The sequence below is a fragment of the Stenotrophomonas sp. FSL W7-1447 genome, assembly GCF_037966425.1.
GTDB classification, from domain to species: Bacteria; Pseudomonadota; Gammaproteobacteria; order Xanthomonadales; family Xanthomonadaceae; genus Stenotrophomonas; species Stenotrophomonas pavanii.
In genome coordinates this window covers 1,159,416-1,185,839 of record NZ_CP150199.1, presented here as the reverse complement: position 1 = coordinate 1,185,839, position 26,424 = coordinate 1,159,416, and the positions used below count along the sequence as shown (strand labels likewise).

The 26,424-nt window shown below is 68.5% G+C and carries 27 protein-coding genes; 20 read left to right on the top strand and 7 right to left on the bottom strand.

Going from position 1 to position 26,424, the window contains the following annotated elements:
- Positions 1–168: 168 nt before the first annotated feature.
- The 13 genes from NSQ78_RS05570 to NSQ78_RS05510 all read left to right on the top strand — a co-directional run bounded on the left by NSQ78_RS05570 (position 169) and on the right by NSQ78_RS05510 (position 13,594).
- Positions 169–708: a GNAT family N-acetyltransferase gene (locus tag NSQ78_RS05570; protein ID WP_049467423.1), complete on the top strand. Its 540-nt coding sequence runs from the start codon at positions 169–171 to the stop codon at positions 706–708.
- Complete coding sequence (locus tag NSQ78_RS05565; RefSeq protein WP_049467425.1) at positions 705–1,037, top strand: non-heme iron oxygenase ferredoxin subunit; 333 nt, start codon at positions 705–707, stop codon at positions 1,035–1,037. The genes NSQ78_RS05570 and NSQ78_RS05565 overlap by 4 nt, the downstream gene beginning before the upstream one ends.
- Positions 1,038–1,214: 177 nt before the next feature.
- On the top strand, positions 1,215–1,619 hold the full coding sequence (locus NSQ78_RS05560; RefSeq protein ID WP_064237804.1) for a hypothetical protein: 405 nt from the start codon (positions 1,215–1,217) through the stop codon (positions 1,617–1,619).
- Between the two features lie 148 nt (positions 1,620–1,767).
- Positions 1,768–4,059 carry a TonB-dependent receptor gene (locus NSQ78_RS05555; protein WP_064237803.1) on the top strand — a complete coding sequence of 764 codons (2,292 nt, stop codon included), beginning with the start codon at positions 1,768–1,770 and terminating at the stop codon, positions 4,057–4,059.
- Positions 4,060–4,127: 68 nt separating this feature from the next.
- The gene (locus NSQ78_RS05550; protein WP_064237802.1) at positions 4,128–4,847 is read left to right on the top strand and encodes a tetratricopeptide repeat protein; all 720 of its coding nucleotides are present in this window, start codon (positions 4,128–4,130) and stop codon (positions 4,845–4,847) included.
- Positions 4,848–4,857: 10 nt separating this feature from the next.
- The gene (locus NSQ78_RS05545; RefSeq protein WP_064237801.1) at positions 4,858–5,535 is read left to right on the top strand and encodes a Fe2+-dependent dioxygenase; all 678 of its coding nucleotides are present in this window, start codon (positions 4,858–4,860) and stop codon (positions 5,533–5,535) included.
- A 164-nt stretch (positions 5,536–5,699) separates the two neighbouring features.
- Positions 5,700–6,101: a hypothetical protein gene (locus tag NSQ78_RS05540; protein ID WP_064237800.1), complete on the top strand. Its 402-nt coding sequence runs from the start codon at positions 5,700–5,702 to the stop codon at positions 6,099–6,101.
- Positions 6,102–6,246: 145 nt separating this feature from the next.
- On the top strand, positions 6,247–8,667 hold the full coding sequence (locus NSQ78_RS05535; RefSeq protein WP_064237799.1) for a TonB-dependent receptor: 2,421 nt from the start codon (positions 6,247–6,249) through the stop codon (positions 8,665–8,667).
- Positions 8,668–8,864: 197 nt separating this feature from the next.
- Positions 8,865–9,503, top strand: coding sequence for a PepSY-associated TM helix domain-containing protein (locus tag NSQ78_RS05530; RefSeq protein WP_064237798.1), 639 nt, complete (start codon positions 8,865–8,867; stop codon positions 9,501–9,503).
- Positions 9,504–9,529: 26 nt separating this feature from the next.
- Complete coding sequence (locus tag NSQ78_RS05525) at positions 9,530–10,048, top strand: DUF2271 domain-containing protein (RefSeq protein ID WP_049467441.1); 519 nt, start codon at positions 9,530–9,532, stop codon at positions 10,046–10,048.
- 114 nt (positions 10,049–10,162) lie between these two features.
- On the top strand, positions 10,163–10,966 hold the full coding sequence (locus NSQ78_RS05520) for a DUF4198 domain-containing protein (RefSeq protein ID WP_049467443.1): 804 nt from the start codon (positions 10,163–10,165) through the stop codon (positions 10,964–10,966).
- A gap of 55 nt (positions 10,967–11,021) precedes the next feature.
- Entirely contained in the window at positions 11,022–11,993 is a 972-nt protein-coding gene (locus tag NSQ78_RS05515) for an FAD:protein FMN transferase (RefSeq protein ID WP_064239616.1), read from the top strand.
- Complete coding sequence (locus NSQ78_RS05510; RefSeq protein WP_064237797.1) at positions 11,990–13,594, top strand: sulfite reductase subunit alpha; 1,605 nt, start codon at positions 11,990–11,992, stop codon at positions 13,592–13,594. Before NSQ78_RS05515 ends, NSQ78_RS05510 begins: the two co-directional genes overlap by 4 nt.
- A 289-nt stretch (positions 13,595–13,883) precedes the next feature.
- Here NSQ78_RS05510 and NSQ78_RS05505 read toward each other — a convergent pair whose 3' ends face one another.
- The 4 genes from NSQ78_RS05505 to NSQ78_RS05490 all read right to left on the bottom strand — a co-directional run bounded on the left by NSQ78_RS05505 (position 13,884) and on the right by NSQ78_RS05490 (position 17,030).
- Positions 13,884–14,492 carry a HutD family protein gene (locus NSQ78_RS05505; protein WP_064237796.1) on the bottom strand — a complete coding sequence of 203 codons (609 nt, stop codon included), beginning with the start codon at positions 14,490–14,492 and terminating at the stop codon, positions 13,884–13,886.
- A gap of 34 nt (positions 14,493–14,526) precedes the next feature.
- Positions 14,527–15,252: a murein L,D-transpeptidase catalytic domain family protein gene (locus tag NSQ78_RS05500; protein WP_053506913.1), complete on the bottom strand. Its 726-nt coding sequence runs from the start codon at positions 15,250–15,252 to the stop codon at positions 14,527–14,529.
- 17 nt (positions 15,253–15,269) lie between these two features.
- Positions 15,270–16,352 carry a L,D-transpeptidase gene (locus NSQ78_RS05495; protein ID WP_064237795.1) on the bottom strand — a complete coding sequence of 361 codons (1,083 nt, stop codon included), beginning with the start codon at positions 16,350–16,352 and terminating at the stop codon, positions 15,270–15,272.
- Positions 16,353–16,703: 351 nt separating this feature from the next.
- Entirely contained in the window at positions 16,704–17,030 is a 327-nt protein-coding gene (locus NSQ78_RS05490) for a helix-hairpin-helix domain-containing protein (RefSeq protein WP_308304597.1), read from the bottom strand.
- A gap of 201 nt (positions 17,031–17,231) precedes the next feature.
- Between NSQ78_RS05490 and NSQ78_RS05485 the strand changes: the two genes are divergently transcribed.
- The 4 genes from NSQ78_RS05485 (at position 17,232) to murU (ending at position 20,861) form a co-directional block, all read left to right on the top strand.
- A complete protein-coding gene (locus NSQ78_RS05485) occupies positions 17,232–18,725 on the top strand; it encodes a M20 family metallopeptidase (RefSeq protein WP_049467454.1) in 1,494 nt (497 codons plus the stop codon).
- A gap of 69 nt (positions 18,726–18,794) precedes the next feature.
- A complete protein-coding gene (locus tag NSQ78_RS05480; RefSeq protein WP_005415577.1) occupies positions 18,795–19,064 on the top strand; it encodes a GlsB/YeaQ/YmgE family stress response membrane protein in 270 nt (89 codons plus the stop codon).
- Between the two features lie 64 nt (positions 19,065–19,128).
- The gene (locus NSQ78_RS05475) at positions 19,129–20,154 is read left to right on the top strand and encodes a phosphotransferase (RefSeq protein ID WP_064237793.1); all 1,026 of its coding nucleotides are present in this window, start codon (positions 19,129–19,131) and stop codon (positions 20,152–20,154) included.
- Positions 20,151–20,861: an N-acetylmuramate alpha-1-phosphate uridylyltransferase MurU gene (gene murU, locus NSQ78_RS05470; RefSeq protein ID WP_064237792.1), complete on the top strand. Its 711-nt coding sequence runs from the start codon at positions 20,151–20,153 to the stop codon at positions 20,859–20,861. Before NSQ78_RS05475 ends, murU begins: the two co-directional genes overlap by 4 nt.
- A 429-nt stretch (positions 20,862–21,290) precedes the next feature.
- On the opposite strand, the gene hda is transcribed toward murU, so the two are convergent.
- Genes hda through NSQ78_RS05455 form a run of 3 tightly spaced genes read right to left on the bottom strand, consistent with a single transcriptional unit; the run spans position 21,291 to position 24,306 of the window.
- The gene (gene hda, locus NSQ78_RS05465; protein WP_049466118.1) at positions 21,291–21,998 is read right to left on the bottom strand and encodes a DnaA regulatory inactivator Hda; all 708 of its coding nucleotides are present in this window, start codon (positions 21,996–21,998) and stop codon (positions 21,291–21,293) included.
- Positions 21,998–23,170, bottom strand: a complete 1,173-nt coding sequence (locus tag NSQ78_RS05460) for an AI-2E family transporter (protein ID WP_049466117.1) — start codon at positions 23,168–23,170, stop codon at positions 21,998–22,000. The genes hda and NSQ78_RS05460 overlap by 1 nt, the downstream gene beginning before the upstream one ends.
- The gene (locus tag NSQ78_RS05455) at positions 23,167–24,306 is read right to left on the bottom strand and encodes a DUF2066 domain-containing protein (protein WP_064237791.1); all 1,140 of its coding nucleotides are present in this window, start codon (positions 24,304–24,306) and stop codon (positions 23,167–23,169) included. The genes NSQ78_RS05460 and NSQ78_RS05455 overlap by 4 nt, the downstream gene beginning before the upstream one ends.
- A gap of 99 nt (positions 24,307–24,405) precedes the next feature.
- Here NSQ78_RS05455 and purM point away from each other — a divergent pair, with 99 nt between their 5' ends.
- The 3 genes from purM to NSQ78_RS05440 are packed head-to-tail and all read left to right on the top strand — an operon-like array spanning position 24,406 to position 26,390.
- Positions 24,406–25,464 carry a phosphoribosylformylglycinamidine cyclo-ligase gene (purM, locus tag NSQ78_RS05450; RefSeq protein ID WP_049466113.1) on the top strand — a complete coding sequence of 353 codons (1,059 nt, stop codon included), beginning with the start codon at positions 24,406–24,408 and terminating at the stop codon, positions 25,462–25,464.
- A 21-nt stretch (positions 25,465–25,485) separates the two neighbouring features.
- Entirely contained in the window at positions 25,486–25,971 is a 486-nt protein-coding gene (locus tag NSQ78_RS05445; RefSeq protein WP_064237790.1) for a hypothetical protein, read from the top strand.
- Complete coding sequence (locus NSQ78_RS05440) at positions 25,968–26,390, top strand: hypothetical protein (RefSeq protein WP_064237789.1); 423 nt, start codon at positions 25,968–25,970, stop codon at positions 26,388–26,390. Before NSQ78_RS05445 ends, NSQ78_RS05440 begins: the two co-directional genes overlap by 4 nt.
- Positions 26,391–26,424 lie beyond the last annotated feature (34 nt).

Genomic DNA, 26,424 nt, shown 5'->3' with positions numbered 1-26,424 from the left:
CACCCGCGCCGGCAGACAGCCACGCGTTGCTTCACGGTGGGCGGGTGCTGGTCACAGGTATGAACGAATAATGAAGATGGCGTCAAGTCTACGTATTGACCACACTCGGCAAAGTCACGTCAACCAGCAGCCTCCCGCGCCCTTCCCCGCCCCACATAGAATGTCCCCATGACCACCCTGACCTTCCGCGCCGCCACGCCGGCCGACATCCCCGCCCTGATCGCCCTCGTCACCTCGGCCTACCGTGGCGACGCCAGCCGCGTCGGCTGGACTACCGAAGCCGACCTGCTGGATGGCGCCCGCATCGACGCCGAAGGCATCCAGGCCGACCTGGACCGCCCGCGCTCGACCATTCTGCTGGCTGAGCGCGGGGACCAGCTGGTGGCCTGCGCACACGTCGCCGACGTCGACGGCAAGGGCTACTTCGGCATGTTCTCGGTCGATCCGGCGCAGCAGGGCGGCGGCGTCGGCAAGCAGCTGATGGACGCCGCCGAAGCGCACGCCGCACGCGAATGGAAGGTACCGGTGATGCAGATGACGGTGATCGACGTGCGAGATGAGCTGATCGCCTTCTACGAGCGTCGTGGCTACCAGCGCACCGGCATCAAGAAGCCATTCCCGTATGGCGACGAACGCTTCGGCATCCCCAAGCGCGACGACCTGCGCTTCGAGATCCTGGAAAAGCCGCTGGCCGGAGCCGCCGCGTGAGCGATACCTGGACCTTCGTCTGCGCCGGCAACGAGCTGCTGCCGGGCGAAATGAAGAGTGTGTTCGACGAAGTGACCGGCGCGCCGATCGTGGTGTTCAACCTGGACGGTGAGCTGTACGCCCTGGAAGACCAGTGCACGCATGAAGAGTTCGAGCTGTCTTCAGGCGAGTTCAACACCACCGAAGGCAGCGTGGAATGCGTGCTGCACGGCGCGCGCTTCGACGTGCGCGATGGCCGCGCCCTGTGCGCACCGGCCTATACGCCGGTGCCCAAGTTCCCGGTGAAGCGCGAACACGACGCCGTCTGGACCCGCGACGACCGCGATTGAAGTGCCCTCCTGGCCGCCGGTGGATGTCACCCAAGGGGGTGGAGCCAGCGGAGCGCACTGAGGGGCCTTCACGACCCTCTCCGGGCCTCCAGACCGCTCATCCAATTGCGCATATGCGAATCATTATCGTTGATGTTATTCTACGTAACACCTTCGTAACGACGCCGCCCCTGCGCCATGGCTTCGCCCGCGCCCACCGCCACGCTGTGCCAGCTCGCCCGCCAAGGGTGGCCGCTGCTCGTGGCCGCGCTGCTGACGCTGCTGCTGGGCTGGTCGGCGCTGCACGAAGGGCGCGGCAACGGGCCTGCGGCCCACGGCTGGCAGGCGCACGCTGACGGGCTGCAGCAAGCCATGCCGTTGCCGGCCCCGCCGGTGGACGAATGCCCGCACCATGCCGCCCCGGCACCGGAGCCGCCGCTGGATGGCGAGGGCGCCGCGCCCTGCACCGCACTGGCTCCCCCGCGTGCCGTCCTGGTCGCGCACATTCCGCTGTGGTGCTCCGACGCCCTGCGCTGGCAGCGGCACGATCCCGCACTGCGGTTGAACCCCGGCCACGCGCCGCCCGCACCGCACGCCAGCTGAGGCGCCCTGCGGCCGTTGCCGTGCGCCTGATTGCGTTTCCTGCCAGCCGGGCATCGGCCCGGTCCTGCAGAAGAAGCCTTCCATGTGTCGACGCGCTGCCTGCGCTTCGCCCCTCGCCCTTTCCCGATCCACGCCACGACCCATCGCCATGACCTACATCACGTCCCGCAAGCACGCCCCGCGCGTTTCCCTGCTCGCCACCGCTACCCTGGCTGCGGGCTTCGCGCCGCTGGCTGCGCAGGCTGCCGACAGCGCCGACGCCGGCTCCCGCAACGCCACCGAGCTGGACAAGGTGCAGGTGCGCGGCAGCTGGTTCAATCCGTCCTCGCCGAAGTTCACCGCCGAACTGCTGGACACCCCGAAGTCGGTATCGATCGTGTCGGAGAAGCTGATCGCCGAAACCGGTGCGACCAACCTGCAGGATGCGCTGCGCATGGTGCCGGGCATCACCTTCGGCGCCGGAGAAGGCGGCAACCCCACCGGTGATCGCCCCTTCATCCGTGGCTTCGATTCGCAGAGCAACGTCTTCGTCGACGGCCTGCGCGACGTCGGTTCGCAGACCCGCGAAATCTTCGACCTGGAGCAGGTGGAAGTGGTCAAGGGCCCGAGCTCGGCCTACGGCGGCCGCGATTCCGGCGGTGGCAGCCTCAACCTGGTAAGCAAGACGCCGAAGCTGAAGAACGAGACCAGCGCCAGCATGGGCATCGGTACCGACAGCTACGCGCGTGGCACCGTGGACGCCAACTACGTGCTGGGCGATGGCATCGCCGCGCGCCTGAACCTGATGAAGCACGAATCGGACATCGCCGGCCGCGACGCCGCCAACGTCAGCCGCTGGGGCATCGCGCCGTCGATCGCGTTCGGCCTGAACGGCCCGGCGCAGCTGATCGCCAGCCACTACCACATGCAGAGCGACGACCTGCCGGACGCCGGTGGCTTCCCGTACGGCAACCCGAGCGGTGCGCCGGCGTCGAAGTGGGTCGACGGCCGCCCGATGGTGCCGGACCGCAACAACTACTACGGCCTGGTCGACCGTGATTTCCAGCGCACCCGCGCCGACATCAGCACCCTGGATGCCAGCTACGACTTCGGCGGCCACAAGCTGCGCAACATCGCGCGCCTGGGCAACACCAGCAACGACTACCTGTGGACCCAGCCGGACGACAGCCAGGGCAACCCGAACAACTACGGCACCTTGTGGCGCCGTACCAACAGCCGTGCCGTCGACGTCAAGAGCTTCGCCGACCAGCTGGGCCTGACCGGCGCCTTCCAGACCGGCGTGCTCAAGCACAGCTACAGCGCCGGCGTGGAGTACAGCGACGAGAAGATGACCCGCGGCAGCTACCTGATGACCCCGGGCACCAGCAACCCGCTCACCGGCAACAGCAAGTGCCCGACCACCGGCGCGGCCACCGGCTACAACTGCACCGATTTCGCCAACCCGAACCCGCGCGATCCGTGGGCGGCCACCCATTCGGTGTATCGCAGCGACAAGGCACTGGACGTCGAGCAGCGCACCAAGACCACCTCGGCCTACGTGTTCGACACCATCGAGCTCAATGAGCAGTGGATGATCAACCTCGGCCTGCGCTACGACGACTTCCGCACCACCCTGACCACTCCGGTGGCCGGCAAGGCGCCGACCCGCGTGCGCAACAGCAACGACTTCCTGAACTACCAGGCCGGCGTGGTGTTCAAGCCGGCTGCCAACGGCAGCATCTACCTGTCGTGGGGCACCTCCTCGACGCCGCCGGGCATGGACGGGGGCGATGGTTCGGACGGCCTGAGCGCCGCCGTGGCCGACCTCAAGCCGCAGGATACGAAGAACCTCGAACTGGGCACCAAGTGGGACCTGTTCGACCAGCGCCTGAACCTCACCGCGGCGATCTTCCACACCGTGATGAACAACGCGCGCGTGACCGTCGACAACGGCACCAGCCAGAATGCCGGCAAGAAGGAAATCAACGGCTTCGAGCTCGGCTTCACCGGCCAGCTGACCGAGGCCTGGAGCCTGTACGGCGGCTACACCTACCTGGACTCGGAACTGAAGGACAACGGCTTCGTCTGTGGCGCACCGGTCGGTCGTACCTGCCCGTCCAACGTCTACGTGCCCTCGCCGTACAACGGCAACGTGTTCCCGAACACCGCCAAGCACAGCGCCAACCTGTGGACCACCTACCGCTTCCCGATCGGCCTGACCGTCGGCGCCGGTGCGTTCTACTCCGACAAGCAGTACGGTGATGTTGCCAACACCAAGTGGATCGCCAGCTACACCCGCTTCGACGCGATGGCCAGCTACGCGATCCAGGACAACATCAGCCTGCAGCTCAACGTGCAGAACCTGACCGACAAGACCTACTTCACCAAGGCTTATGCCTCGCACTACGCGAGCATCGCCCCGGGTCGCTCGGCCACCCTGGCACTGAACGTGAAGTTCTGATGTAGCTTCGTTCCACCACGGCGGCAGGTTCTCCTGCCGCCGTTTTTGTTTCCGGCGATACTCACCCCATGGCGAACCGTACCCCCATCGACAGCAGCGCCCTGGCCGAGCTGCTGCAGCACGATCCGCAGGCCGCGTTCGCACGCGTCCGCGACGCCGCGCAGGCCGGACAGGTCGAGGCACAACTGCTGCTTGCGCAGATGCACATGGAAGGCAAAGGCACCGCGCAGGATGCTTCGGCTGCGCTGCTCTGGTACGAAACCGCCGCCAACAACGGCGCACCGATGGCGATGAACATGCTTGGCCGCTGCCATGAACTGGGCCAGGGCACCGCGCCGGATCCGGCACTGGCGGCGGTGTGGTACCGGCGCGCAGCCGACACCGGGCTGGACTGGGGCCTGTACAACCTGGCCAACCTGCTGGCCACCGGCCGCGGCGTCACCCAGGACCGCGCGCAGGCACTGGCCCTGTACACCCGTGCCGCGCACCTGGGCCATGCCAAATCGATGAACCTGCTGGCCCGCCACCTTGAGGACGGGCTGGACACCGCGCCCGATCCGCAGGCAGCGCTGGCCTGGTACCAGCGCGCGGCCGAAGCCGGTGATTTCCGCGGCCAGGCCAACTACGCCTCGATCCTGCTGCAGGCCGGCCAGGTCGAGCAGGCCGTGCACTGGCTACGGCTTGCACTGGCCCACGGCAGCCCGGCGTTCATGGCGCACATCGTGCCCGAACTGGCCGCCTCGCCGCATCCACAGGTGCGCGCCCTGGTTGCGCCACCGTCGCTCTGAGGAGTCCCGCATGCTGCTGCACATCCCCGACATCCTCAGCGCCGACCAGGTGGCCGACTTCCGCCGCCACCTCGATGCCGCCGACTGGACCGATGGCCGCGAAACCGTCGGCCACCTGGGCGCGCAGGCCAAGCACAACCAGCAGCTGCCCGAGGCGTCGCCGCTGCGCCGCGAACTGGGCGAGATCATCCTCGTCGCGCTGGCCCGGCACCCGCTGTTCTTCAGCGCCGCGCTGCCACTGAAGTACCTGCCCCCGCGCTTCAACCGCTACAGCGGCGGCGGCACCTACGGCTTCCATGTCGATGGCGCGGTGATGAACCTGGCCAACGGCGAACAGCTGCGTTCGGATATCTCCTGCACCCTGTTCCTGTCGGCGCCGGACGAATACGAAGGCGGCGAGCTGGTCATCAGCGACACCTACGGCGAGCACGAAGTGAAGCTGCCGGCCGGCGACCTGATCGTCTATCCGTCCAGCAGCCTGCATCAGGTGCGGCCGGTCACCCGTGGCGCACGCGTGGCGTCGTTCTTCTGGGTGCAGAGCATGATCCGCGACGATGTGCAGCGTCGCCTGCTGTGGGAAATGGATGGCGCGATCGAGCGCCTGCGCCAGACCGGCGCCGACGCTGAGGCGATCCTGCAGCTGACCGGCGTGTACCACAACCTGCTGCGGCGCTGGAGCGAAGTCTGAGCCTGGCCGTGCCGGCCTGCGACACTTTGGCAATCATTCTCATTTGCAACAGCTAACGGCTCTCATTACAATCACGCCCCGTTGATGCCGGCCCCTGCCGGCAGGCCCCTGGGGATCTTCGCTTGCTGCGCCCGCTTCGCCCTCGCCCACTGATCCAGCGCACGATGGGTACCGCCATGCGCGGCCAGCGTCCTGCGCTGGCCAGCCTGCTGGCATGGGTGGCGATGCTGGCGTTGCTGCTGGGCGCGCTGCCGCTGCTGCCACAGGCCCAAGCCGGAATGGCCGTGCAGATGCCGCTGGAAGAGCGCGGCGGCCAAGGCACCTTGCTGGAAGAAGCACCGGCCAAGCTGCGCCGATGTGCTGCCGCTCCGGTGAAATCAGCCGAGAAGGCACGCACGCCGTTGCTGCTGGCCAGCCAATGGCTGCGCACCGAGCTTGAACTCGTACCCGCCACGCCGGCCATGCCCGGCGTGCGCCCGGACTGGCCGCTGGCCGCTCCGGACACGCCTTGGGCCGCTGCGCCCGGGCGCCGCCAGCAACGCGGCCAGGCGCCGCCGCTCGCCTGATCCACGGCCCGACGTGACCGCCTGCGCGGTCGTGCCCGCGCGCCGCTGCCTGCTTCATCCCTGCCGCCCCTGACCGGGCCTTCCGTGCCTGCCACGCCGTTCGCGCGCGGCATCGCGCCACCCTGCATCCTTCGAGGTAACTGCCATGGCCCAGCGCCATCGTGTCCGTTCGTCCCTGTCCCGCACCCTGCTGACCAGCGCCGTGCTGGCGGCTTTCGCCAGCCCCGCTTTCGCCCACGGTGACGCTTCCGGCGCCCCGCAGACGCTGGACAAGGTGGTGGTCACCGCCGCCGGCTTCGAGCAGAAGGTGATCGATGCCCCGGCCAGCATCAGCGTGGTCAGCCGCGAGGAACTGAGCAGGCGCCCGTACACCAGCCTGGTCGATGCGTTGCGCGACGTCGAAGGCATCGATGTCGGCCTGGAGGCCACCGACAAGAACGGCCGCGCCACCGTGTCGATGCGCGGGCTGCCGTCCGAGTACACCCTGGTGCTGATCGACGGCCGCCGCCAGAGCAACGTCGGCCAGATCTACCCGAACAACTTCGGTGGCGGCCAGTTCGCCTACCTGCCGCCACTGGATGCGATCGAACGCATCGAAGTCGTGCGCGGGCCGATGTCCACGCTGTACGGTTCGGACGCGATGGGCGGCGTCATCAACATCATCACCCGCCGCAACCAGGACAGCTGGCACGGCGCGCTGACCCAGGGCTTCACCGTGCAGCAGGACGACCAGTTCGGCGACGCACGCACCACCGACCTCTACCTCAGCGGCCCGCTGCTGAAGGATCGCCTGAGCCTGGGGGTACGCGGCAGCTACTACGATGCCAAGGCATCCAACCCCGAATGGGATGCGCTGCCGCTGCCGGATGGCACCCTGTGGGAGCGCAGCATCGGCTTCGGCGGTGGCGGCAAGTCGGTCGCCAACACCAACTGGAACAGCGGCGTACGCCTGGACGTCCGCATCAACGACGACCACGAACTGTGGCTGGACTACGACGTGTCGCGGCAGAAGTTCGACAACAGCGAAGGCCAGACCGGCACCCTCGACAGCCTGGCCAGCCTGTGGCGCGTCGGCAACGCGGTCATTCCCAACCCGAACGGCAACGGCACGCTCACCCGCCGCGTAGTGCAGCCGCGCGTGGGCTACACCGCCTACCAGCGCTACGAGCGCGACCAGTTGTCGCTGACCCACCAGGGCCGCTACAGCTTCGGCACCTGGCAGACCTCGCTGACCCACAGCAGGAGCAGCAACCTGGGCCGCTCGCTGCCGCTGACCCTGGACGAGCGCGCCAACCTGCAGGCGCTGTGGAATGACGTCTGCCGCCGCACCGGCGCCGCCAGCAACTGTGCAGCCGGCCGTGGCAATGCACTGGCCGCCCTCAACCCGAGCGAGATGGCAAGCCTGCAGGCATTCCTGCCGCGTCCGCTGCGCACCATGGAGCTGGAAGGCTACGTGCTCGACACCATGCTCGACCTGGACTTCGGCACGCACACGCTGACCGTGGGTGGCCAATACAACGACACCGACATGGTCGACGGTGTGTTCGGCATGGACGGCGCCGGCTACCGCAGCAACGTCAAGCAGACGCATCGCATGTGGGCGCTGTTCGCCGAGGACAACTGGGCGCTGACCGACACCCTCACCGCCACCTTCGGCCTGCGCTACGACGACCACAACGTGTTCGGCAGCCACGTCAGTCCGCGTGGCTACCTGGTGTGGAACGCCAGCGATGCGTGGACCTTCAAGGGTGGCGTCAGCACCGGCTACAAGACCCCGCGACCGGACCAGCTGTTCCCGGGCATCACCGGCTTCGGTGGCCAGGGCGTGCTGCCGCTGGTCGGTTCGCCGAACCTGAAGCCCGAAACCAGCACCAACTACGAGCTGGCGGCCTATTACGAGGGCCAGCGCTGGGGCTTCAATGTCACCGGCTTCTTCAACACGTTCGAGGACAAGATCGCCAGCGGCGGCACCTTCCCGAACTGCGAAGTGGCCCGCGCCGGCAGCGGCTACTGCGTGGACATCGGCCCGGGCTGGGCGGCCCTGGGCTACAGCACCTTCACCCAGAGCGTGAACATCGACAAGGCCGAGACCCGTGGCGCCGAACTGGCCGCGCATGTCGACCTGCTCGACAACCTGCAGCTGCGCGGCAACTACACCTGGACCCTGAGCGAGCAGACCAGCGGCGCGCAGAAGGGCCTGCCGATCAGCGGCACCATGCCGGCCAGGCACATGGCCAATGCCAGCCTCAACTGGCAGCTCAACGAAGCGATCAGCCTGTCGCTGACCGGCGAAGGCCGCTACGACCGCTACCGCGACACACTGCTGGACGCCAACGGCGCCCGCCACACCCGCTACTACGAGGACTACACGATCTTCCACCTCGGTGGCAGCTGGAAGGCCACGCCCTGGCTGACGGTGAACGCGCGGGTCAACAACCTGTTCGACAAGGACTTCGTCTCGCAGTCGTGCCTGCTGATCAGCCAGAGCGAGTTCAACTGCGTGGACGACTACGCGACCAAGGACCAGCGCCGCAGCTACTGGATTTCGTTGAACGCGACGTTCTGATCGCCGCGCCCTGCCCCGGTGGGTGCCGACCCTGGTCGGCACCGCTTCATCCACGCATGGCGTGGATCTACCGATCGGTGGTGCCGGCCGCTGGCCGCCCCCCCCATACCTGCTCCAGGGATACAGAACGACACGCAATTGCGAGCTATTCTCATCAATGATGTAATGGGCAGTCCCCGTCCGCCCCGAACCGTGCCGTGAGCCGTCCTGCTACTTCCACCGTGCAGCAGCAACAGAACCGTGGCTTCTGGCTGCGGACGCTGCACCAGTGGCACTGGATCAGTTCGGCGGTGTGCCTGATCGGCATGCTGCTGTTCGCGGTGACCGGCCTGACCCTCAACCATGCGGCGAAGATCGAAGCCAGGCCCCAGGTGCAGAACCAGCACCTGGCGCTGCCGGCCGCGCTGCTGGGCCAGCTCGGCACGCGCGAGGACGGCAACGCGCCGATTCCGCGCCCGGCCCGCCAATGGTTGGACGCGCAGCTCGGCATCGCCATCGGCGGACGCCCGGCCGAGTGGTCGGCCGAAGAGATCTACCTGTCGCTGCCGCGCCCCGGTGGCGACGCCTGGTTGAGCATCGATCGCCAGACCGGCGCGGTGGAGTACGAATCGACCTCGCGCGGCGTGGTGTCCTACCTCAACGACCTGCACAAGGGCCGCAACGCGGGCCCGGCCTGGGGCTGGTTCCTGGACCTGTTTGCCGTGGCCTGCCTGGTGTTCTGCATCACCGGGCTGTTCCTGCTGCACCTGCATGCGCGGCAGCGGCGCATGACCTGGCCGCTGGTCGGCCTGGGCCTGATGATCCCGCTGTTGATCGCCCTGCTGCTGATCCACTGACTTTCCCCCGTTCCCGGAGCCGCCCCATGCGCGTCACCCTGACCATCGCCCTCAGCGGCCTGCTGGCCACCTCGCCGGCCTATGCCGCCACCCTCGACATCAATGTCGAAGTGCCCAAGCTCAACGTGGCCGAGTACCACCGCCCGTACGTGGCGGTGTGGCTGGAAGGCGCCGACCAGAAGGTCGCGGCCAACCTGTCGGTCTGGTACCAGCAGACCAGCAACAGCGAAGGCCACGGCACCAAGTGGCTTCCCGACCTGCGCCAGTGGTGGCGCAAGAGCGGCCGCACCCTGCAGGTTCCGGTGGATGGCGTGACCGGCCCGACCCGCCCGGCCGGCAAGCACGCGCTGTCGTTCAACGACAGGCAGCCGGCCCTGAAGCAGCTGGCCCCGGGCAACTACACCCTGGTGGTCGAAGCGGTGCGCGAAGTCGGCGGCCGTGAACTGCTGAAGATCCCCTTCACCTGGCCGGCGACCACCGCGCAGAACGGCAAGGCGCAGGGCGCCACCGAGCTGGGACAGGTCACCCTCGCCGTCAAACCCTGACCGCTCATCCGGGTCAGAGCCCTTCCTGCGGAAGGGATCCGACCCCGGGGTCGGATCCCTTTCCCGCGGAAAGGGCTCTGACCCCACCCATCCGCATCCACTGGAGTCTTCCGCATGAAGCGCACGCTCGTCCTCGCCGCCGCCCTGGCCGCTGCCCTTCCCTTCTCCGCCCTGGCCCACAAGGCCTGGCTGCTGCCCTCGCAGACCGTGATCGCCGGCAACGCGCCGTGGATCACCGTCGACGGTGCGGTCTCCAACGACCTGTTCTATTTCAACCACGTGCCGCTGCGCCTGGAGTCGCTGGTGATCACCGCGCCGGACGGCAGCACCGTGCAGCCGCAGAACGCGGCCACCGGCAAGTACCGCAGCGTGTTCGACATCGAACTGAAGCAACCGGGTACCTACCGCATCGCGTCGGTCAATGACGGCCTGTTCGCCACCTACGAGCAGAACGGCGAGCGCAAGCGCTGGCGCGGCAGCGTCGCCACCCTTGGCGAACTGCCCAAGGACGCGAAGAAGCTGGAACTGAGCCAGTCGGTCGGCCGCGTGGAGACGTTCGTCACCAACGGTGCGCCGAACGATACCGCCCTAAAGCCGACCAACCGCGGCATCGAGCTGGTGGCCGTCGGCCACCCGAACGACCTGTTCGCCGGCGAGGAAGCGACCTTCCGCGTGCTGGTCGACGGCAAGCCGACCGCCGGCCTGGAATTCGAGATCGTGCGTGGCGCCACCCGCTACCGCAACGCGCAGGACGAGCTGAAGGTCACCAGCGATGCCAAGGGCGAGATCAAGGTGACCTGGCCGGAAGCCGGCATGTACTGGCTGGAAACCGGTACCGAGGACAACAAGACGTCGGTGAAGCAGGCCGCCAAGCGCCGCTTGAGCTACGTCGCCACGCTGGAAGTGCTGCCGCAGTAACGACGTGGGCGGCGATGCCGGGCAGGCCCCGGCATCGCGCCTGCAGCAGACCCCCATGACCGATCCCCTGCTCGACATCGCCCGCCTCGGCGGCACCACCATGGGCACCACCTGGAGCGTGTCGCTGGTCGCGCCACGCCAGCGCGACCTGCATCCGCTGCATGCTGGCATCCAGGCGCGCCTGGATGATGTGGTCGCGCAGATGAGCACGTGGGAAGCCGGCTCGGACCTCAGCCGCTTCAATCATGCCGCTGCCGGCCAGTGGTGCACGCTGCCGGCCGAGACCCGCCACGTTCTGGCCTGCGCACAGGCCATCGCTGCGGCCAGTGACGGCGCCTTCGATCCCACCGTCGGTCCGCTGGTTGCACTGTGGGGCTTCGGTGCACATGCCGGTGAACGCCGCCAGCCCGATGCCGCCACCCTGCAGGCCACGCGTGAGCGCTGCGGTTGGCAGCGCCTGCAGTGGCAGGGCGATGCGCTGCTGCAACCGGGTGGGCTGGAACTGGATCTCTCTGCGATCGCCAAGGGCTTCGGCGTCGATCACGTCGCCGCGTGGCTGCGCGGACAAGGCATCGCTGCCGCGCTGATCGAGGTCGGTGGCGAACTGGCCGGCTATGGCCGGAAACCGGATGGCCAGCCGTGGCGCGTGCTGGTGGAGTCCGCACCGGAAGAAGATGCGCGGACCGATACCCCGCCTCGCGTGCTGGCACTGGATGGCCGGGCGGTGGCCACCTCCGGCGATCGCTGGCACCAGTACCACGCCGATGGCGAGGCTTACAGCCACAGCCTCGATCCGCGTACCGGCAGGCCGGTGCGCCAGGTCGCTGCGGCAGTCACGGTGGTGGCCGGCGATGCGATGCACGCCGATGCCTGGGCGACCGCGCTGACCGTACTCGGTCGCGACCAGGGCATGGCGCTGGCCGAGCGCGAAGGCCTGGCGGCGCGCTACCTGCAGCGCGCTGCAGGCGGCCCGCAGGAGTTCCTCAGCAGCGCCTTCCAGCGTCTTCTCGACGAGCAGGGCGCATGAGCGGACGCCGGTCGCGCGCGTGGCTCGGCAACACCCTGGCCCTGCTCCTGTTGGCGCTGATCGGCGGGGCGTTGCTGCGCCTGCATCTCGGTGAGGCATGGTGGCAGGGCGCGCCACCGATTCGACACTCGCAGATCGCGGCACTCGCCACGGCCCTGTATGCGCTGGCCTGCGCTGCACTGTGGTGGCGTGGGCGCACGCGCGACGATGCCGCAACCGGAGACACCGCGCCCCTCCTGCTGGTCTGGTCCAGCCAGACCGGCTTTGCCCGCGAGCTGGCCGAACGCAGTGCCGAAGCCCTGCGCGGCGCCGGCATGCCCGTGCGCGTGCGCGGTCTGCACGACGTCGACGCCGCGTTGCTGGCCGACAGCCAGCGCGCGCTGTTCATTGCCAGCACCACCGGCGAGGGCGATCCGCCCGACCACGCCCTGCCCTTCCTGCGCGGGGTGATGGCCGCGCCGCCGTCACTGCAGCACCTGCAGTACGGCGTGCTCGCGCTGGGCGATCGCAGCTATGGCCACTTCTGCGGATTCGGCCACCAGCTCGACCAATGGCTGCGCCAGCATGGCGCGCATCCACTGTTCGATGCGATCGAAGTCGACAACGCCGATCCGGCCGCGCTGCGGCATTGGCAGCAGTTGCTGGGGCAACTCGGCGGCGGCGCCAGTGAACTGCCCGACTGGAGCCCGGCCGCGTACCAGCCGTGGACGCTGCTGCAGCGCGAGCATCTGAACCCGGGCAGCCCCGGCGGTCCGGTGTACTGGTTGCGCCTGCAGCCACCGGCCGACGCAGAGGCGCAGTGGCAGGCCGGCGACATCGCCGAGATCGGCCCGCAACATGCCCGCGCCAGCGCGCGCGCCTGGCTGCACGCGCAGGGCTTCGATGCGGACACCGTGCTGGAGGACGGGCAGACCTTGCTGGCGCGCGTCGCGCGCTCGCACCTGCCCTCGCTGGTTCCGCCGGGTGACCTGCCCACATTGCTGGCGACCCTGCAGCCGCTGCCGCATCGTGAGTACTCGATCGCCTCGGTGATGGCCGACGGTGCGGTGGAGCTGCTGCTGCGCCGACAGCTGCGCGCCGACGGCACGCCCGGCATCGGCAGCGGCTGGCTGTGCGACCACGTGGCCATCGGCGAGCCGGTGCAGCTGCGCCTGCGCCGCAATGACAATTTCCATGGCGTGCCCGCCGATGTGCCGCTGCTGCTGATCGGCAACGGCACCGGCATCGCCGGCCTGCGCGCCCACCTGCACGAACGTGCCCAGCAGGGCGCACGCCGCACCTGGCTGCTGTTCGGTGAGCGCACCGCCGCACACGACTTCCATTTCGGCGACGAGCTGCAGGCAATGCTGGCCAGCGGAACGCTGGCGCGGCTGGATGCTGTGTTCAGCCGCGATGGTGGTGCGCATCGCTACGTGCAGGACCGGCTGCTGGCCGAAGCAACAACGCTGCGGCAGTGGGTGGATGACGGCGCGACGATCCTGGTCTGCGGCAGCCTGCAGGGCATGGCCCCGGCCGTGGATGGGGTGATCGAGCAGGTGCTGGGTGCCGCAGGCAAGGAAGCGCTGTTGCTGGCCGGTCGTTACCGGCGCGATGTGTATTGAGGTTGCGCATCCACGCATGGCGTGGATCTACAGCGGGGTTCGAGCCGCCTTCTGGTGGGTGCGAACCTTGGTTCGCACCATGGCGCGATGTCGGTGGCCCCATCCACGCATGGCGTGGATCTACTGAACGGCATCAATGCGTGCGAACCTTGGTTCGCACCATGACGCGGTGTCGGTGGCCCCATCCACGCATGGCGTGGATCTACTGAACGGCGTGTCCAGGCGGGGTGGCAACCGCAGTGCAAGTAGATCCACGCCATGCGTGGATGGGGCCACCGGCGCCCGGGAATCACCCCTCTGCCGCACTCACCCGTATCGCCAGCAACTCGCCCCCGCCCTGCAACGCGTGCCGCTGCCGTTCACCCGCTGACAACCACGCGGTATCGCCGGCCTGCAGCGGCGGCAGGCCACTGTCGGCACCAAACTCCGCCTGACCGGCCAGCAGGTGCAGCGCCCAGGCTACGCCCGGTTCGCAGAAGAAGAACATCGACCCAACCAGCGGCCGGTGCAGCAGTTCGGCCTGCAGCAGCTCGCGCTTCCACATCAGGTTGAAGTCGTGGGTGGTGCCATCGACCAGCTCGCCATGCAGTGCCTCTTCACCGGCAAACCGTACCCGTCCATGCGGCGGCAGCACTTCGGCCACGCGGCCGTCTTCGAAACGCAGGCGCACGCCGTTGCCCTGCAGCAGCACCAGTTCGCGCTCCACGCCTGGGAAAGCGGAAAACGCGGCGTCCTGTTCGATCTCGGCTACTGACAGGCGCAGCGCCCAGTCGTCGCCCTGTGCGGGCAGGCGCAGGATCTCGCGGGTCCAGCCCAGGCCGTTGCGCCAGCGTTCGCGGCGGTAGTCCAGGCTGGAGATGACCTGGCTCGGGGTGTGCAGCAGGGAGTCGATGTTCATCGGCGCATTGCATCATGCCGCGCGCCGCGGTGCATCACCGTGTGGCGAGCGTCCCCTGGCCACCACACTCGCCGCCGAGCAGCTGCGAATGCTTCAGCCAGTCCTGGTCGGGGTAATAGGCGAACACCATGGTGCCGCCGCGCAACGCATCGATCAGTGGCTTGGCCACCGAGAGGCGCACCGCCGGGCAACCCAGGCTGCGGCCCAGCCGCCCCTGCAGCTGCGCGGTCGCCGGGTTCACGTAGGGCGCGCCATGGATGACGATCGCGCGTTCGCGCGCACGGTCGTTGAAGCCCGGCTCCAGCCCGGCCAGTCGCAGCGAATACCCGTTGCCGCCCATGTAGGTCTCCTGCGCGGTGAACGCGCCGAGACTCGACATGAAACTGCCGTCGCGGTTGGAGAAGTGTTCGGTGCGGTTCTCACCACTGTTGCGGCCGTGCGCCACCCATTCCTCGAACAGCAGGCGCTGGTGCGCCAGGTCGAACACCCACAGGCGCGGCTCGGTGGACGGCCGCGAATAGTCGATCACGCTGAGGCGATCACCGTTGATGCCCAGCTCCGGCCGCTGCAGCGCGCAGCGCATGGCGTGCGCCGCCAGCTGCAGCACGTGGCGGTCGGCCCTGGGCGCGCTGCGCGACAACAGCGCAGCCAGGTCATCGGCAGAGGTGGCGAGGGCGGGCGTCTGTGCCAGCGCCGGGGCGCTGGCCGAGGTCGCCAGCAGGCCGAACGCGGCCAGCCGGCACAGGCGGGATGCAGTCATGGGCACAACGAGGGGACTCAGTTGCCCTTGAGGGTGGACCCTGGCGGCTCGGATTCCAAGACCGGCTGCATTCCGGATTCAGCCGGGCTTGGGCGGACCGCCGGCAGCGAGGTCACCAGCAGGGTCGTGCCCGGCACCAGTACCTGGTACAGCTGGCGGGCGAAATCGGCCGGCAGCGCCATCGGCAGCGAGGGCGTGGCCAGCAGGTCCGGGGTGGCCTGGGCACGGTCCTGGCCCAGCAGCGGGTAGGCCGTCCACTGGTGCAGGCGCTGGTTCACGTCCAGCGGGCTGGGCGTGTCACTGTAGCCCTGCCCCATCACGAACAGCGTCGTGCCCTGGAACGCCGGCAGGGCGTCGGCCTTCAGCGGCGACTCGCCGATCATCACGCCATCGCGCAGCACGTACAGGCGCTGGTCATGCAGGCTGACCAGGATGCCGACCTGACCGGCCGGCGCGGCGCTGTCGTTCCACCACGCCTGCGCCGGCGCCCCGCCCTCTGCCTCCGGCAGGGCCTGCCCGCGGGCATTGACCGGCGCCAGGACCGACGGATAGGCCAGGGTCATCGGCGAGCTCTTGGCATCGGCCACCACCACCGTGTCGCCGCGCTGGGTTTCGCTGAACAGCTTCTGCGCGAAGGCCTGCGGCAGGCGCACGCAGCCGTGCGAGGCCGGATGCCCGGGCAGGCTGCCGCCGTGCAGGGCGATGCCGTCCCAGGTCAGCCGCTGCATGTAGGGCATCGGCGCGCTGTTGTAGAGGTTGGACTTGTGGTCCTTGTCCTTCTGCAGGATGGTGAACACCCCGGTCGGTGTTTCGTGCCCGGCCTTGCCCGAGCTGATCGTGGTCAGGCCGATGGCGATGCCGTTGCGGTAGACGTACGCCCGCTGCTCATCGAGGCTGACCACCAGCACGATCGGGCCGGTCGGCGAGATTTCCGGATGCCACAGGTATTCGCCCGGTTTCAGGTCGGTCGGCCCGCGCACGTCGGCGGTGCTGGCGGCAGCTGCCGGCTTGGCAGCCGTCGTCGGCGCAGCGGCGTGGGCCAGCAGTGGCAGGGTGAGTGCCAAGGCGAGCATCAGGGGTGTAAGGCGGTTCGCAGGCATCCAGCGGGGTCCTTTCCATGCGGAGCGGCCACCGTACACCATCGGCCCGTGGTGGCCGCGGCAAATCCAGGCGCCGGAAATGAAACTGCCCGGCGACACAGCCATGTGTCGTACCGGGCAATCGTTACGTCCCTGTCGGCCTGCTGCCGCCCCCTCGCATCCTGCGCTGTGGGGGTAGCGTTGCGTCCTGCACGCGGCCGCGTCTGTCCTGTTTGTATCTCAGCCCCTTCCACAGGTCTGTGATGCCACCATCCTGGTGATTGGTGCCGCGTCCTGCGGCGGTCGGTGGTCACGGTCTTCCTGTCCGCGACCGGTGAACCAGCCTCCTGCCGGTTCCGACGATTCCTGCTGTCAGCGCCTGGGTACGGTTCGCACCGGTACCGATCCGGGTACCGGATCCGCCGGCAACACTCTGTTGCCTACGGTGATCCGCTGTCGATTCCGTTCGACGATCGTTTTCCCTATCCCCTTCACCTGCGTCAGGTCCTCGACGCGATGAAACGGGCCGTGTCTGCGCCGGTGCTCGACGATCGCCTCGGCCTTGGCGGCTCCGACCATCGTCAGTCCCTGCTGCAGCGCCTGCGCATCGGCGCGGTTGATGTCGATCGGTTCGGCGGCATGCGCCCCAGCGATCCCCACTACCAGCACCAGTGCCCTCAACACGACACTCCAAGGCACGACGTGTATCTCCCTGTGATTCTGGCCGCCCCGACCGGCAATCCCGTCGGCAGGAACAGTGTCCGTCACCACATGTGCACAGCCTATCGGTTTCCCGGATTTCCGTAAGCCAGCCAAATACCCGACGTGATGTAGGAAAAACCCTACCCGCGGCACAGGCGTAGAATGGCGCGATCACAGCCCATGCAACCGGAGTATCAGATGGACAGCGCCAAGCTCGGCCAATTCGTCAATGACAAGTGGGACAGCGAAATCGTCCCGCAGTTGGTCGACTACATCCGCATTCCCAACAAGTCGCCGATGTTCGACGCCAATTGGGTGCAGAACGGCTACATGGAACAGGCGGTCACCCTGATGGAGAACTGGGCTAAGGCCCAGCAGCTGCCCGGCCTGACGGTTGAAGTCGTGCGCCTGGAAGGCCGTACCCCGCTGATCTTCCTAGAAATTCCGGCCACCGGCGCCGAGACCGGTGACGACACCATCCTGCTCTACGGCCACCTGGACAAGCAGCCGGAAATGACCGGCTGGGACGACGATCTCGGCCCGTGGACCCCGGTCCTGCGTGGCGACAAGCTGTATGGCCGCGGCGGTGCGGACGACGGCTACGCCATCTTCGGCTCGCTGGCCGCGGTGCTGGCGCTGCAGGCCCAGGGCCTGCCGCACGCACGCTGCGTGGTGCTGATCGAAGCCTGTGAAGAGTCCGGCAGCTACGACCTGCCGGCCTATGTCGACCACCTGGCCGACCGCATCGGCAAGCCGTCGCTGGTGGTCTGCCTGGATTCGGGCTGCGCCAACTACGACCAGCTGTGGTGCACCACCTCGCTGCGCGGCCTGACCGGCGGCAATTTCACCGTGAAGGTGCTCAACGAAGGCGTGCACTCCGGCGATGCCTCCGGCGTGGTGCCGTCCAGCTTCCGCCTGCTGCGCCAGTTGCTGTCGCGCATCGAGGACCAGGACACCGGCCGCATCCTGATCGACGGCATGAACGTGGAGATCCCGGCCGAACGCCTGGAACAGGCCAAGCGCGCCGCCGAAGTGGTCGATACCGAGATCTTCGAGAAGTTCCCGATGGTCGACGGCCTGCGTCCGATGAACGAGGACCTGACCGAGCTGGTGCTCAACCGCACTTGGCGCCCGGCCCTGTCGGTCACCGGCGTCGGCGGCATGCCGCCGCTGGAATCGGCCGGCAACGTGCTGCGCCCGCAGACCTCGGTGAAGCTGTCGCTGCGCCTGCCGCCGACCGCCGATGGCAAGACCTGCGGCGAACTGTTGAAGGAAGCCCTGCTGCGCGATCCGCCGAACGGCGCGCAGGTCACCCTGGACCTGGAAAAGGCCTCTACCGGCTGGAACGCCCCGGCGATGGCGCCGTGGCTGACCCAGGCCATCGAGGACGCCAGCCAGGCCTTCTTCGGCAAGCCGGCGATGTACATGGGCGAAGGCGGCTCGATCCCGTTCATGGGCATGCTGGGCGAGAAGTTCCCGGGTGCGCAGTTCATGATCACCGGCGTGCTCGGCCCGCACTCCAATGCGCATGGCCCGAACGAGTTCCTGCACATCCCGATGGGCAAGAAGGTGACCGCCTGCGTGTCCAAGGTGATCAGCGAGCACTACGCCGCCAGCCTGCGCGGCGAGACCAGCGGTTCGCCGGTAGCGGCCGACAGCGGTACCCGCCACGGCGACCACGGCTGCTGCTGACCCGGCACCGGTGACGGACGCAGCCTGGCCTTGCTAGGCTGCGTCCACACTCAAGCGGAATCCGCGCGCATGAATGGTCTGTTCGGCAGCAGCAGCTGGTTGTACATCCTGCTGGTCGGCTTCTTCGTCGGCCTGCTCGGGCGTTTCTTCATGCCCGGCAACAACCGCATGGGCTGCCTGCTGACCATCGTGCTGGGCATCCTCGGTGCCCTGCTGGCCGGCTGGTTCGGCCAGTACATGGGCTGGTACGCCCCCGGCGAACCGGCCGGTTTCCTCGGTGCGGTGGTGGGCGCGGTGGCCGTGCTGGCCGTCCTGCGCCTGTTCAGCGGTCGCCGCTGACGCCGTTCCCCCTTTCCTTCCTGTTGCCGACGTTGGCGCGCCCGGCGCGCCCGGATATGCCCGCATGACCGAACCCGCCTCCGATCCCCAGCGCAGCGCGCAGCGCCTGCAGTGGGCCCGTACCCAGCTCGAGGATGCCAACGCCGTGGTCGAGCGCGCCTCGGTCGACGCCGGCATGCGCAGCTACTGGCGCACCACCAGCACGCGCGGCAGCCACATCGTGATGGACGCGCCGCCCGGGCTGGAAGATCCGCGACCCTGGCTGCGCATGCGCGGCCTGCTGCATGACAACGGCCTGCGCGTACCCGCACTGCTGGCGCAGGACCTGCAGGCCGGCTTCCTGCTGCTGGAAGATCTCGGCGGCCCGACCCTGGCCAGGATCCTCGACGAGCGCAACGCCGATGATTGGTTCGGCCGCGCGATCGAACAGCTGCTGCGCCTGCAGGCTATCCCGGTGCCGGCCGACTTCGGCCAGTTCGGCGAAGCACTGCTGCAGCGCGATGCCGGCCTGTTCGACGAGTGGTTCCTGCAGCGCCACCTGAACCTTGAACTGGACTGCGGCGAGATCGAAGGCCTGCAGCTGGTGCATCGCCGGCTGATGGACAACGCGCTGGGCCAGGCCCAGCTGATGACCCATCGCGACTACATGCCGCGCAACCTGATGCCGGTCGACGATGGCCCTGCGGTGCTGGATTTCCAGGACCTGGTGCGTGGCCCGATCGCCTACGACGCGGTGAGCCTGTTCAAGGACGCCTTCCTGAGCTGGCCGCTGCAACGCGTGGACGCGTGGCTGGCGCAGTACCACGCGCGCGCGCGCGATGCCGGCCTGCCGGTGCCCGACCGCGCCACGTTCCTGCGCGATGCCGACTGGATGGGCATCCAGCGCCACGTCAAGATCCTCGGCCTGTTCTGCCGCCTGCGCTACCGCGACAACAAGGGCCACTACCTGGACGACGCGCCGCGCTTCATCGGCTACCTGGATGAAGTGCTGCCGCGCTATCCCGAACTGGCACCGCTGCAGCGGCTGCTGGAGGACCGCATCAAGCCGGCGTTGGCTGAGCTGGGTGCGCCGCTGCGCGTGGCCCGATGAAGGCGCTGATCTTTGCCGCAGGGCTGGGCGAGCGCATGCGCCCGCTGACCCTGCACACGCCCAAGCCGTTGCTGGAAGTGGCCGGCAAGCCGCTGATCGTCTGGCACCTGGAACGCCTGGCGGCACTCGGCGTGCGCGAGGTGGTGATCAACACTGCGTGGCTGGCCGAGCAGTTCCCGGCAACGCTGGGCGATGGCCACCAATGGGGCCTGCGCCTGCATTTCCTGTACGAAGGACAGACCCCGCTGGAAACCGGTGGCGGCATCCTCAACGCACTGCCGGTGCTGGGCGACGCCCCGTTCCTGGTGGTGAACGGCGACATCTGGACCGATTTTGATTTCGCTGCATTACCGCGCGAGCCGCAGGGCCAGGCGCACCTGGTGCTGGTCGACAACCCGGCGCAACACCCGGAGGGCGACTACCGCCTCGATGCGCAGGGGCTGCTGCACCACGACCGCGCAGGGCCGTGCCTGACCTATGCCGGCATCGGCGTGTACCGTCCTTCGATCGTGGCCCACTGGCGCGCGGTGATCGGCGACGCGCCGGGCAGCGAACGGCTGCCGCCGAAGTTCTCGGTGGTGCCGCTGCAGAAGCATTTCATGGCGCAGGGGTTGATGACCGGGCAGCACCATCGCGGGCGCTGGACCGACGTCGGGACGGTTGATCGCCTGCGCGCGCTCGATGCGGAGTTGGCGGCGAACGGCTGAGCCCCTCGTGGTTGGTCGCGTAGAGTCGACTGTTAGTCGACTGGCATGTGAGTTGGCCGGGCGGGCGCCCGGCCTCTGACAGTTTCCGTGGGCGTCCAGCCACGGAAGAAAGAAAAGAAAAGAAAAAGCGGGTCGCTTCGCTGCGCTTGCTCGGATGTCGACCAAGGTCGACACCCACCAACAGCAGTGCAGTACGCAGTCCCAGCAGATCGCGGGAACCTGTCGAAGGCGGGGTGGCTCAGGTTGCGGGGGCGTGAGCGCCATGGATGGCGCGACCGAGGCTACAGGGACGTACTTGCGCCGTCCCCCGCAACCTGAGCCACCCCGCCTCCCCTCAGGAAGCCAGCTTTTGACGTTGACGTTGACGTTGCCGGCCAGCGGCCGGCACTACCGCGGGTGCAGGGCGCAGCCCTGCAAACAAACCCCACCTCAGTAGCGGGGCCGGCCTTCTTCCAGCACCTGGCGCAGGAACGGCACGGTGATCCGCCGCTTCGCCGCCAGCGACTCACGGTCCAGCCAGTCCAGCAGCGTGATCAATCCGCCCAGCTCGCGACCGGTGTGCGACAGCAGCCACTCGATGGCCGCCTCATCGATCGCCAGGCCACGGCGCAGCGCGCGCTCGCGCAGCACCGCGGCACGGCCTTCCTCATCCAGCGGCTGCAGCAGCACGCGCACGCACTGGCCCAGCCGCGAGCGCAGGTCGGGCAGCAGCAGGCCCAGCTCGCCCGGCGACTTCTGCGCCGTGTACAGCACAGTCACTCCAGCCGCACGTGCACGGTTGTGGAAGTCGAACAGCGCGACCTCGTCCTCGCGATTGCCGGCCACTTCGTCCAGGCCGTCCAACGCCACCAGTTCGCGCGCATCCAGCCCGTCCAGCGCCGCACGGACACGGCCGGCGGCGCTGGCCAGCGGCACGTAGGTCGGCAGGCGCCCGGCCTGCTCGGCGCTGGAGCACATCGCCAGTGCCTGGTGGGTCTTGCCGGTGCCCGCCGCGCCTTCCAGGTAGACCCAGTCGTGGCTGGCGCCGACCGCGATCGCGCGCAGCTGCGCCAGCGCGCCATCCGGCGCGCCGATGAAGGTCTCCAGGCGCTGGTCCCGCGGGTAATGCAGGGCCAGCGGCAGTTGCGGCACACCCATCACTTCAGGTCGGGGCCCTTGTCGTTCGGATCGAGCAGGATATGGGGCTGGTCGACCACCCCGTCAAGCACGATCGCCGGCTTCTCGCCCACGTACAGCTCGCTCTGGCGATAACGCTGGTGGGCGTAGCGCAGCAGCACGTTCGTCACCGCCGCCACCGGCAGCGCCAGCAGCATGCCGAGGAAGCCGAACAGCTGGCCGCCGGCCATCACCGCGAAGATCACCGCCACCGGGTGCAGGCCGATCTTGTCGCCGACGATGCGCGGGGTCAGCACGTAGCTTTCCAGCAACTGGCCCACGGTGAACACCACGCCGACCAGGATCAGCAGCTTCAGGTCGAAGCCCTGCGCCTGCACCAGCGCGGCGATCACCGCCATCAGCACGCCGGTGGTCGCGCCCAGGTACGGGATGAAGCTGATCAGGCCGGCAATCAGGCCGATCAGCAGGCCCAGCTTGAGGCCGACCAGCGACAGGCCACCGGCATAGATCACGCCCAATGCCAGCATCACCAGGAACTGGCCGCGGATGAACGCCCCCAGCACTTCGTTGGACTCACGCGCCAGCGCGCTGATGGTGCCGATGTGGTTGCGCGGGATCACCGAGGCCACCCGCTCCACCAGCTTGTCCCAGTCGCGCAGGAAGTAGAACGCCAGGATCGGCAGCAGCAGGATGTTGACCACCCAGGTCACCATCGCAAAGCCCGAACGCGACACGTAGCCCATGAACGTGGTGGCGAAACCGCCGGCCTGCTGCCAGTGGCTGCGCACCCACTCGATCAGGCGGTCCGGGTCCAGCCACTGCATCACTTCCAGGCCGGTCTTCTGCTCGAACCAGGGAATCCCCTTTTCCATCAGCCACGCCTGTGCCTGCGGCGCGACCGCGATCAGGGTGGTGATCTGGCGCTCGATCATCGGCACCAGCACCAGCAGCAGCGCCACGATCACCAGCACCATCGCCGCGAACACCAGCACCACGCCGGTCATGCGCGAGCGGCCGGTGGCCTCGATGCGGTCCACCAGCGGGTCGCCCAGCCACGCCAGCGCCAGCGCCATCACGAACGGGGTCAGGATCGGCGCCAGCAGCCACACCACCCAGCCGATCAGGCCGGCGAACAGGATGTACTTCAGCCGGCGCAGGAACTGCGCGATTTCAGCTTCCGGGGTCAGGGTCATCGCAGGCGGTACTCGTTGCTGACCGGCGCGGCCACCGGGGCACCGGTGGTGTCATCGATCGGGGTCGGCAGCGCCGGTAGCGGCGCACTGGGTACCAGCACGCCGTTGTCGCCGAGCATGCGGTTGAAGCCGGCCAGGCCGGTGGTCATCTCCACGCTCAGCTCCAGCTGGCCGGCCGAGGCGTGCAGCGGGGTGACAGTGCGCACCACCGGCACTTCGCGCAGGCCTGCGGCCAGGCGCAGGTAGTCATCGGCGCTGTTGATGCCGGTCACCACCACGCGGTAGGTGCCGGCCTGGCCGGTGGCCGCCCCCGCCTTGGCGTAGCGCTTGACCAGCGCGTCGGCGGCACCATCGGCGCCGGCCGCCATCGCGCGCATGGCGTTGGCGTCCTTGCTGGTCCACTTGTTCAGTTCACGGCCGTTGTCGACGAACACCCAGTCCGCCTGCCAGCCGCCATTGGCGCGGTACAGCTTGCCGATCAGCTGCATCGGTGGCGAGTAGCGCGAGGAGGCGCGGGCCACGGCGGCACTGTCCTGGCGCCAGATGGCCCCGGCCAGGGCCTGTTCGGCAGCGCCGCCGCTGGGCAGGCCCAGCTTGTAGCCCCGCTCGATGGCACGGTTCAGCAACGGACGGGCGGCGTTGGCCTGCTGCACGCTGACCAGACGCGGGCCGCTGCCGTCATCGACCGCCAGCCACAGCACCGGCTTCGGCCGCGGCTGCGGCCACAGCGGCAGGCCGAGCGCCGAGACCAGCGCATCGACGTCGTCCTCGCGGAAGCGGGCCACCAGCAGAGTCCGGAAGCTCGGCGCGCCGCTCGCGCCCACGCTCTGGTCCTGCTTGTAGTCGTAGCTGGCCACGTAGTCCTTGGCATTGCGCAGCGCCTGCACCACGCCGGGGCGTGACATCACGTTGCGATCGCCGGACAGCTTGCCCAGCACCACGCTCAGGGCACGGGCCAGGGCACCGTTGCGATCGGCCTCGGCCTGGCTGTTGACGGGCACTTCGGCCTCGTAGGCCCCCGAAGCGGTGGCGACATCTCCCTCGGTGCGCAGGCCGCTCTGGGCCATCGTGGCCACCGGCAGGCTCAGTGCAAGGAGCAGGGTCAGAATCAGGCTGCGGCGCATCAGGACATCCATTGGCTCGACGAATCCGGGGGAATTGTTGCCCGAATACGGCCTTTGCGCCAATGCGGCCTGTTAAAATCGCCCGTTCAACCCCTGCCAGCGCCGACGCCCGTGACCAACACCCCGTCTTCCGCCCCCTCCCCCCTCACCTACCGTGACGCGGGGGTCGACATCGACGCCGGCAACGCGCTGGTCGAGCGGATCAAGCCCCTGGTCAAGCGCAGCTTCCGCCCGGAAGTGATGGGTGGCCTGGGCGGCTTCGGGGCCCTGTTCGACCTGTCCAACAAGTACCGCGAGCCGGTGCTGGTGTCGGGCACCGACGGCGTGGGTACCAAGCTGAAGCTGGCCCACCAGCTGAACCGCCACGATACGATCGGCATCGACCTGGTCGCCATGTGCGTGAACGACGTGCTGGTGCAGGGTGCCGAGCCCCTGTTCTTCCTGGACTACTTCGCCACCGGCAAGCTGGACATCGACACCGCCGCAGCGGTCGTGGGCGGCATCGCCAACGGCTGCACCGAGGCCGGCTGCGCGCTGATCGGCGGTGAAACCGCTGAAATGCCCGACATGTATGCCCCGGGCGAGTACGACCTGGCCGGTTTCACCGTCGCCGCAGTCGAGAAGAGCGAGCTGAAGGACGGCGCCAGCGTGGCCGCAGGCGACGTGCTGATCGGCATCGCCTCGTCCGGCCCGCACTCCAACGGCTACTCGCTGGTACGCCGCATCTACGACCGCGCCGGCCGCCCGGCCGACCTGGAGCTGGAAGGCGGGGTGAAGCTGGTCGACGCGCTGATGGCACCGACCCGCCTCTATGTGAAGCCGATCCTGGCGCTGCTGAAGTCGCACGGTGCCGCCATCCACGGCATGGCCCACATCACCGGTGGCGGCCTGACCGAGAACATCATCCGCGTGGTGCCCGATGGCCTCGGCCTGGACATCCAGGCCTCGTCCTGGACCCTGCCGCCGGTGTTCCAGTGGCTGCAGAAGGAAGGCGCGGTGGCCGACAGCGAGATGTGGCGCACCTTCAACTGCGGCATCGGCTTCGTGCTGATCGTGGCCGCCGACCAGGTCGCTGCGGTGTCCGAGGCGGTCAAGGCCCAGGGCCTGGACCACTGGACCATCGGCCAGGTGGTGACCGCTGAAGGCGCCGAGCGCGTCCGCATCGGCTGAACCCGACGCCGAGGAGCCCGCATGGACGCAACGCCCCCACTGCCCCCCGCCCCCGTGCCGCCGGCGACGACGGTACCGGCGTTCGGCCCCCAGGACGCCGACCACCTGCGCATGCTGTCAATCGCGCACTACGTGGTCGGCGGCCTGATCGCGCTGTTCTCGCTGATCTTCATCGTCCACATCGTGCTCGGCGTCACCGCGCTCACCGGCAACCTGCCGATGAACTCCGGCGGCCAGCCCTCGTCGCCGGCCGAACAGCGCGTGTTCGGTTGGATGTTCGTCCTGATCGGCTGTGTCATCGTGTTCGGTGGCGTCACCCTGGGCGCGTTCGTGGCCTACGCCGGCCGTTGCCTGGCCCGCCGCCGCCGCTACCTGCTGTGCCTGATCGTGGCCGGGCTGGCCTGCCTGTTCACGCCGATCGGTACCGTGCTGGGAGTACTCAGCCTGATCACGCTGCTGCGCCCGCAGGTCAAGGCTGCGTTCGATGCAGCTGGCACGGCGGCATGACGATTCCGGGCACGCCACCGCCGCTGCCGCATCAGACCCTGGCGCACCTGCAGCTGGGCAGCCACCTGCAGACGCTGAAGGTACTGTTCTACGCGCTGGCGGTTTTCCACTGGGTGGCCGCGCTGACCTTCCTCGGTTTCATCGGCCTGGTCGCCAGCGCGCGCGGGCTGGACGATGGCGCGGTACTGGCCACTGTGTACGGCGTCGTTTCAGTGCTGGCTGCCGCGCTTGGCTTCGTGCAGCTGCACACCGCGCGCCTGCTGTCGCGCCGCACCGGGCTGGCCTGGTGCCAGCGCGCGGCCTGGCTGGCGGTACTGGCCGGCCCGCTGGGCATGGCCCTGACCGCCTATGCCTGGGTGTTCCTGTCCAGGCCGGACATGGCCGCCCTGTTCGACCGCGGCGACCATCTCCGCGTCTGAGCTTGCCGGCAGACGCTCCGCCCTCCCCTGATCG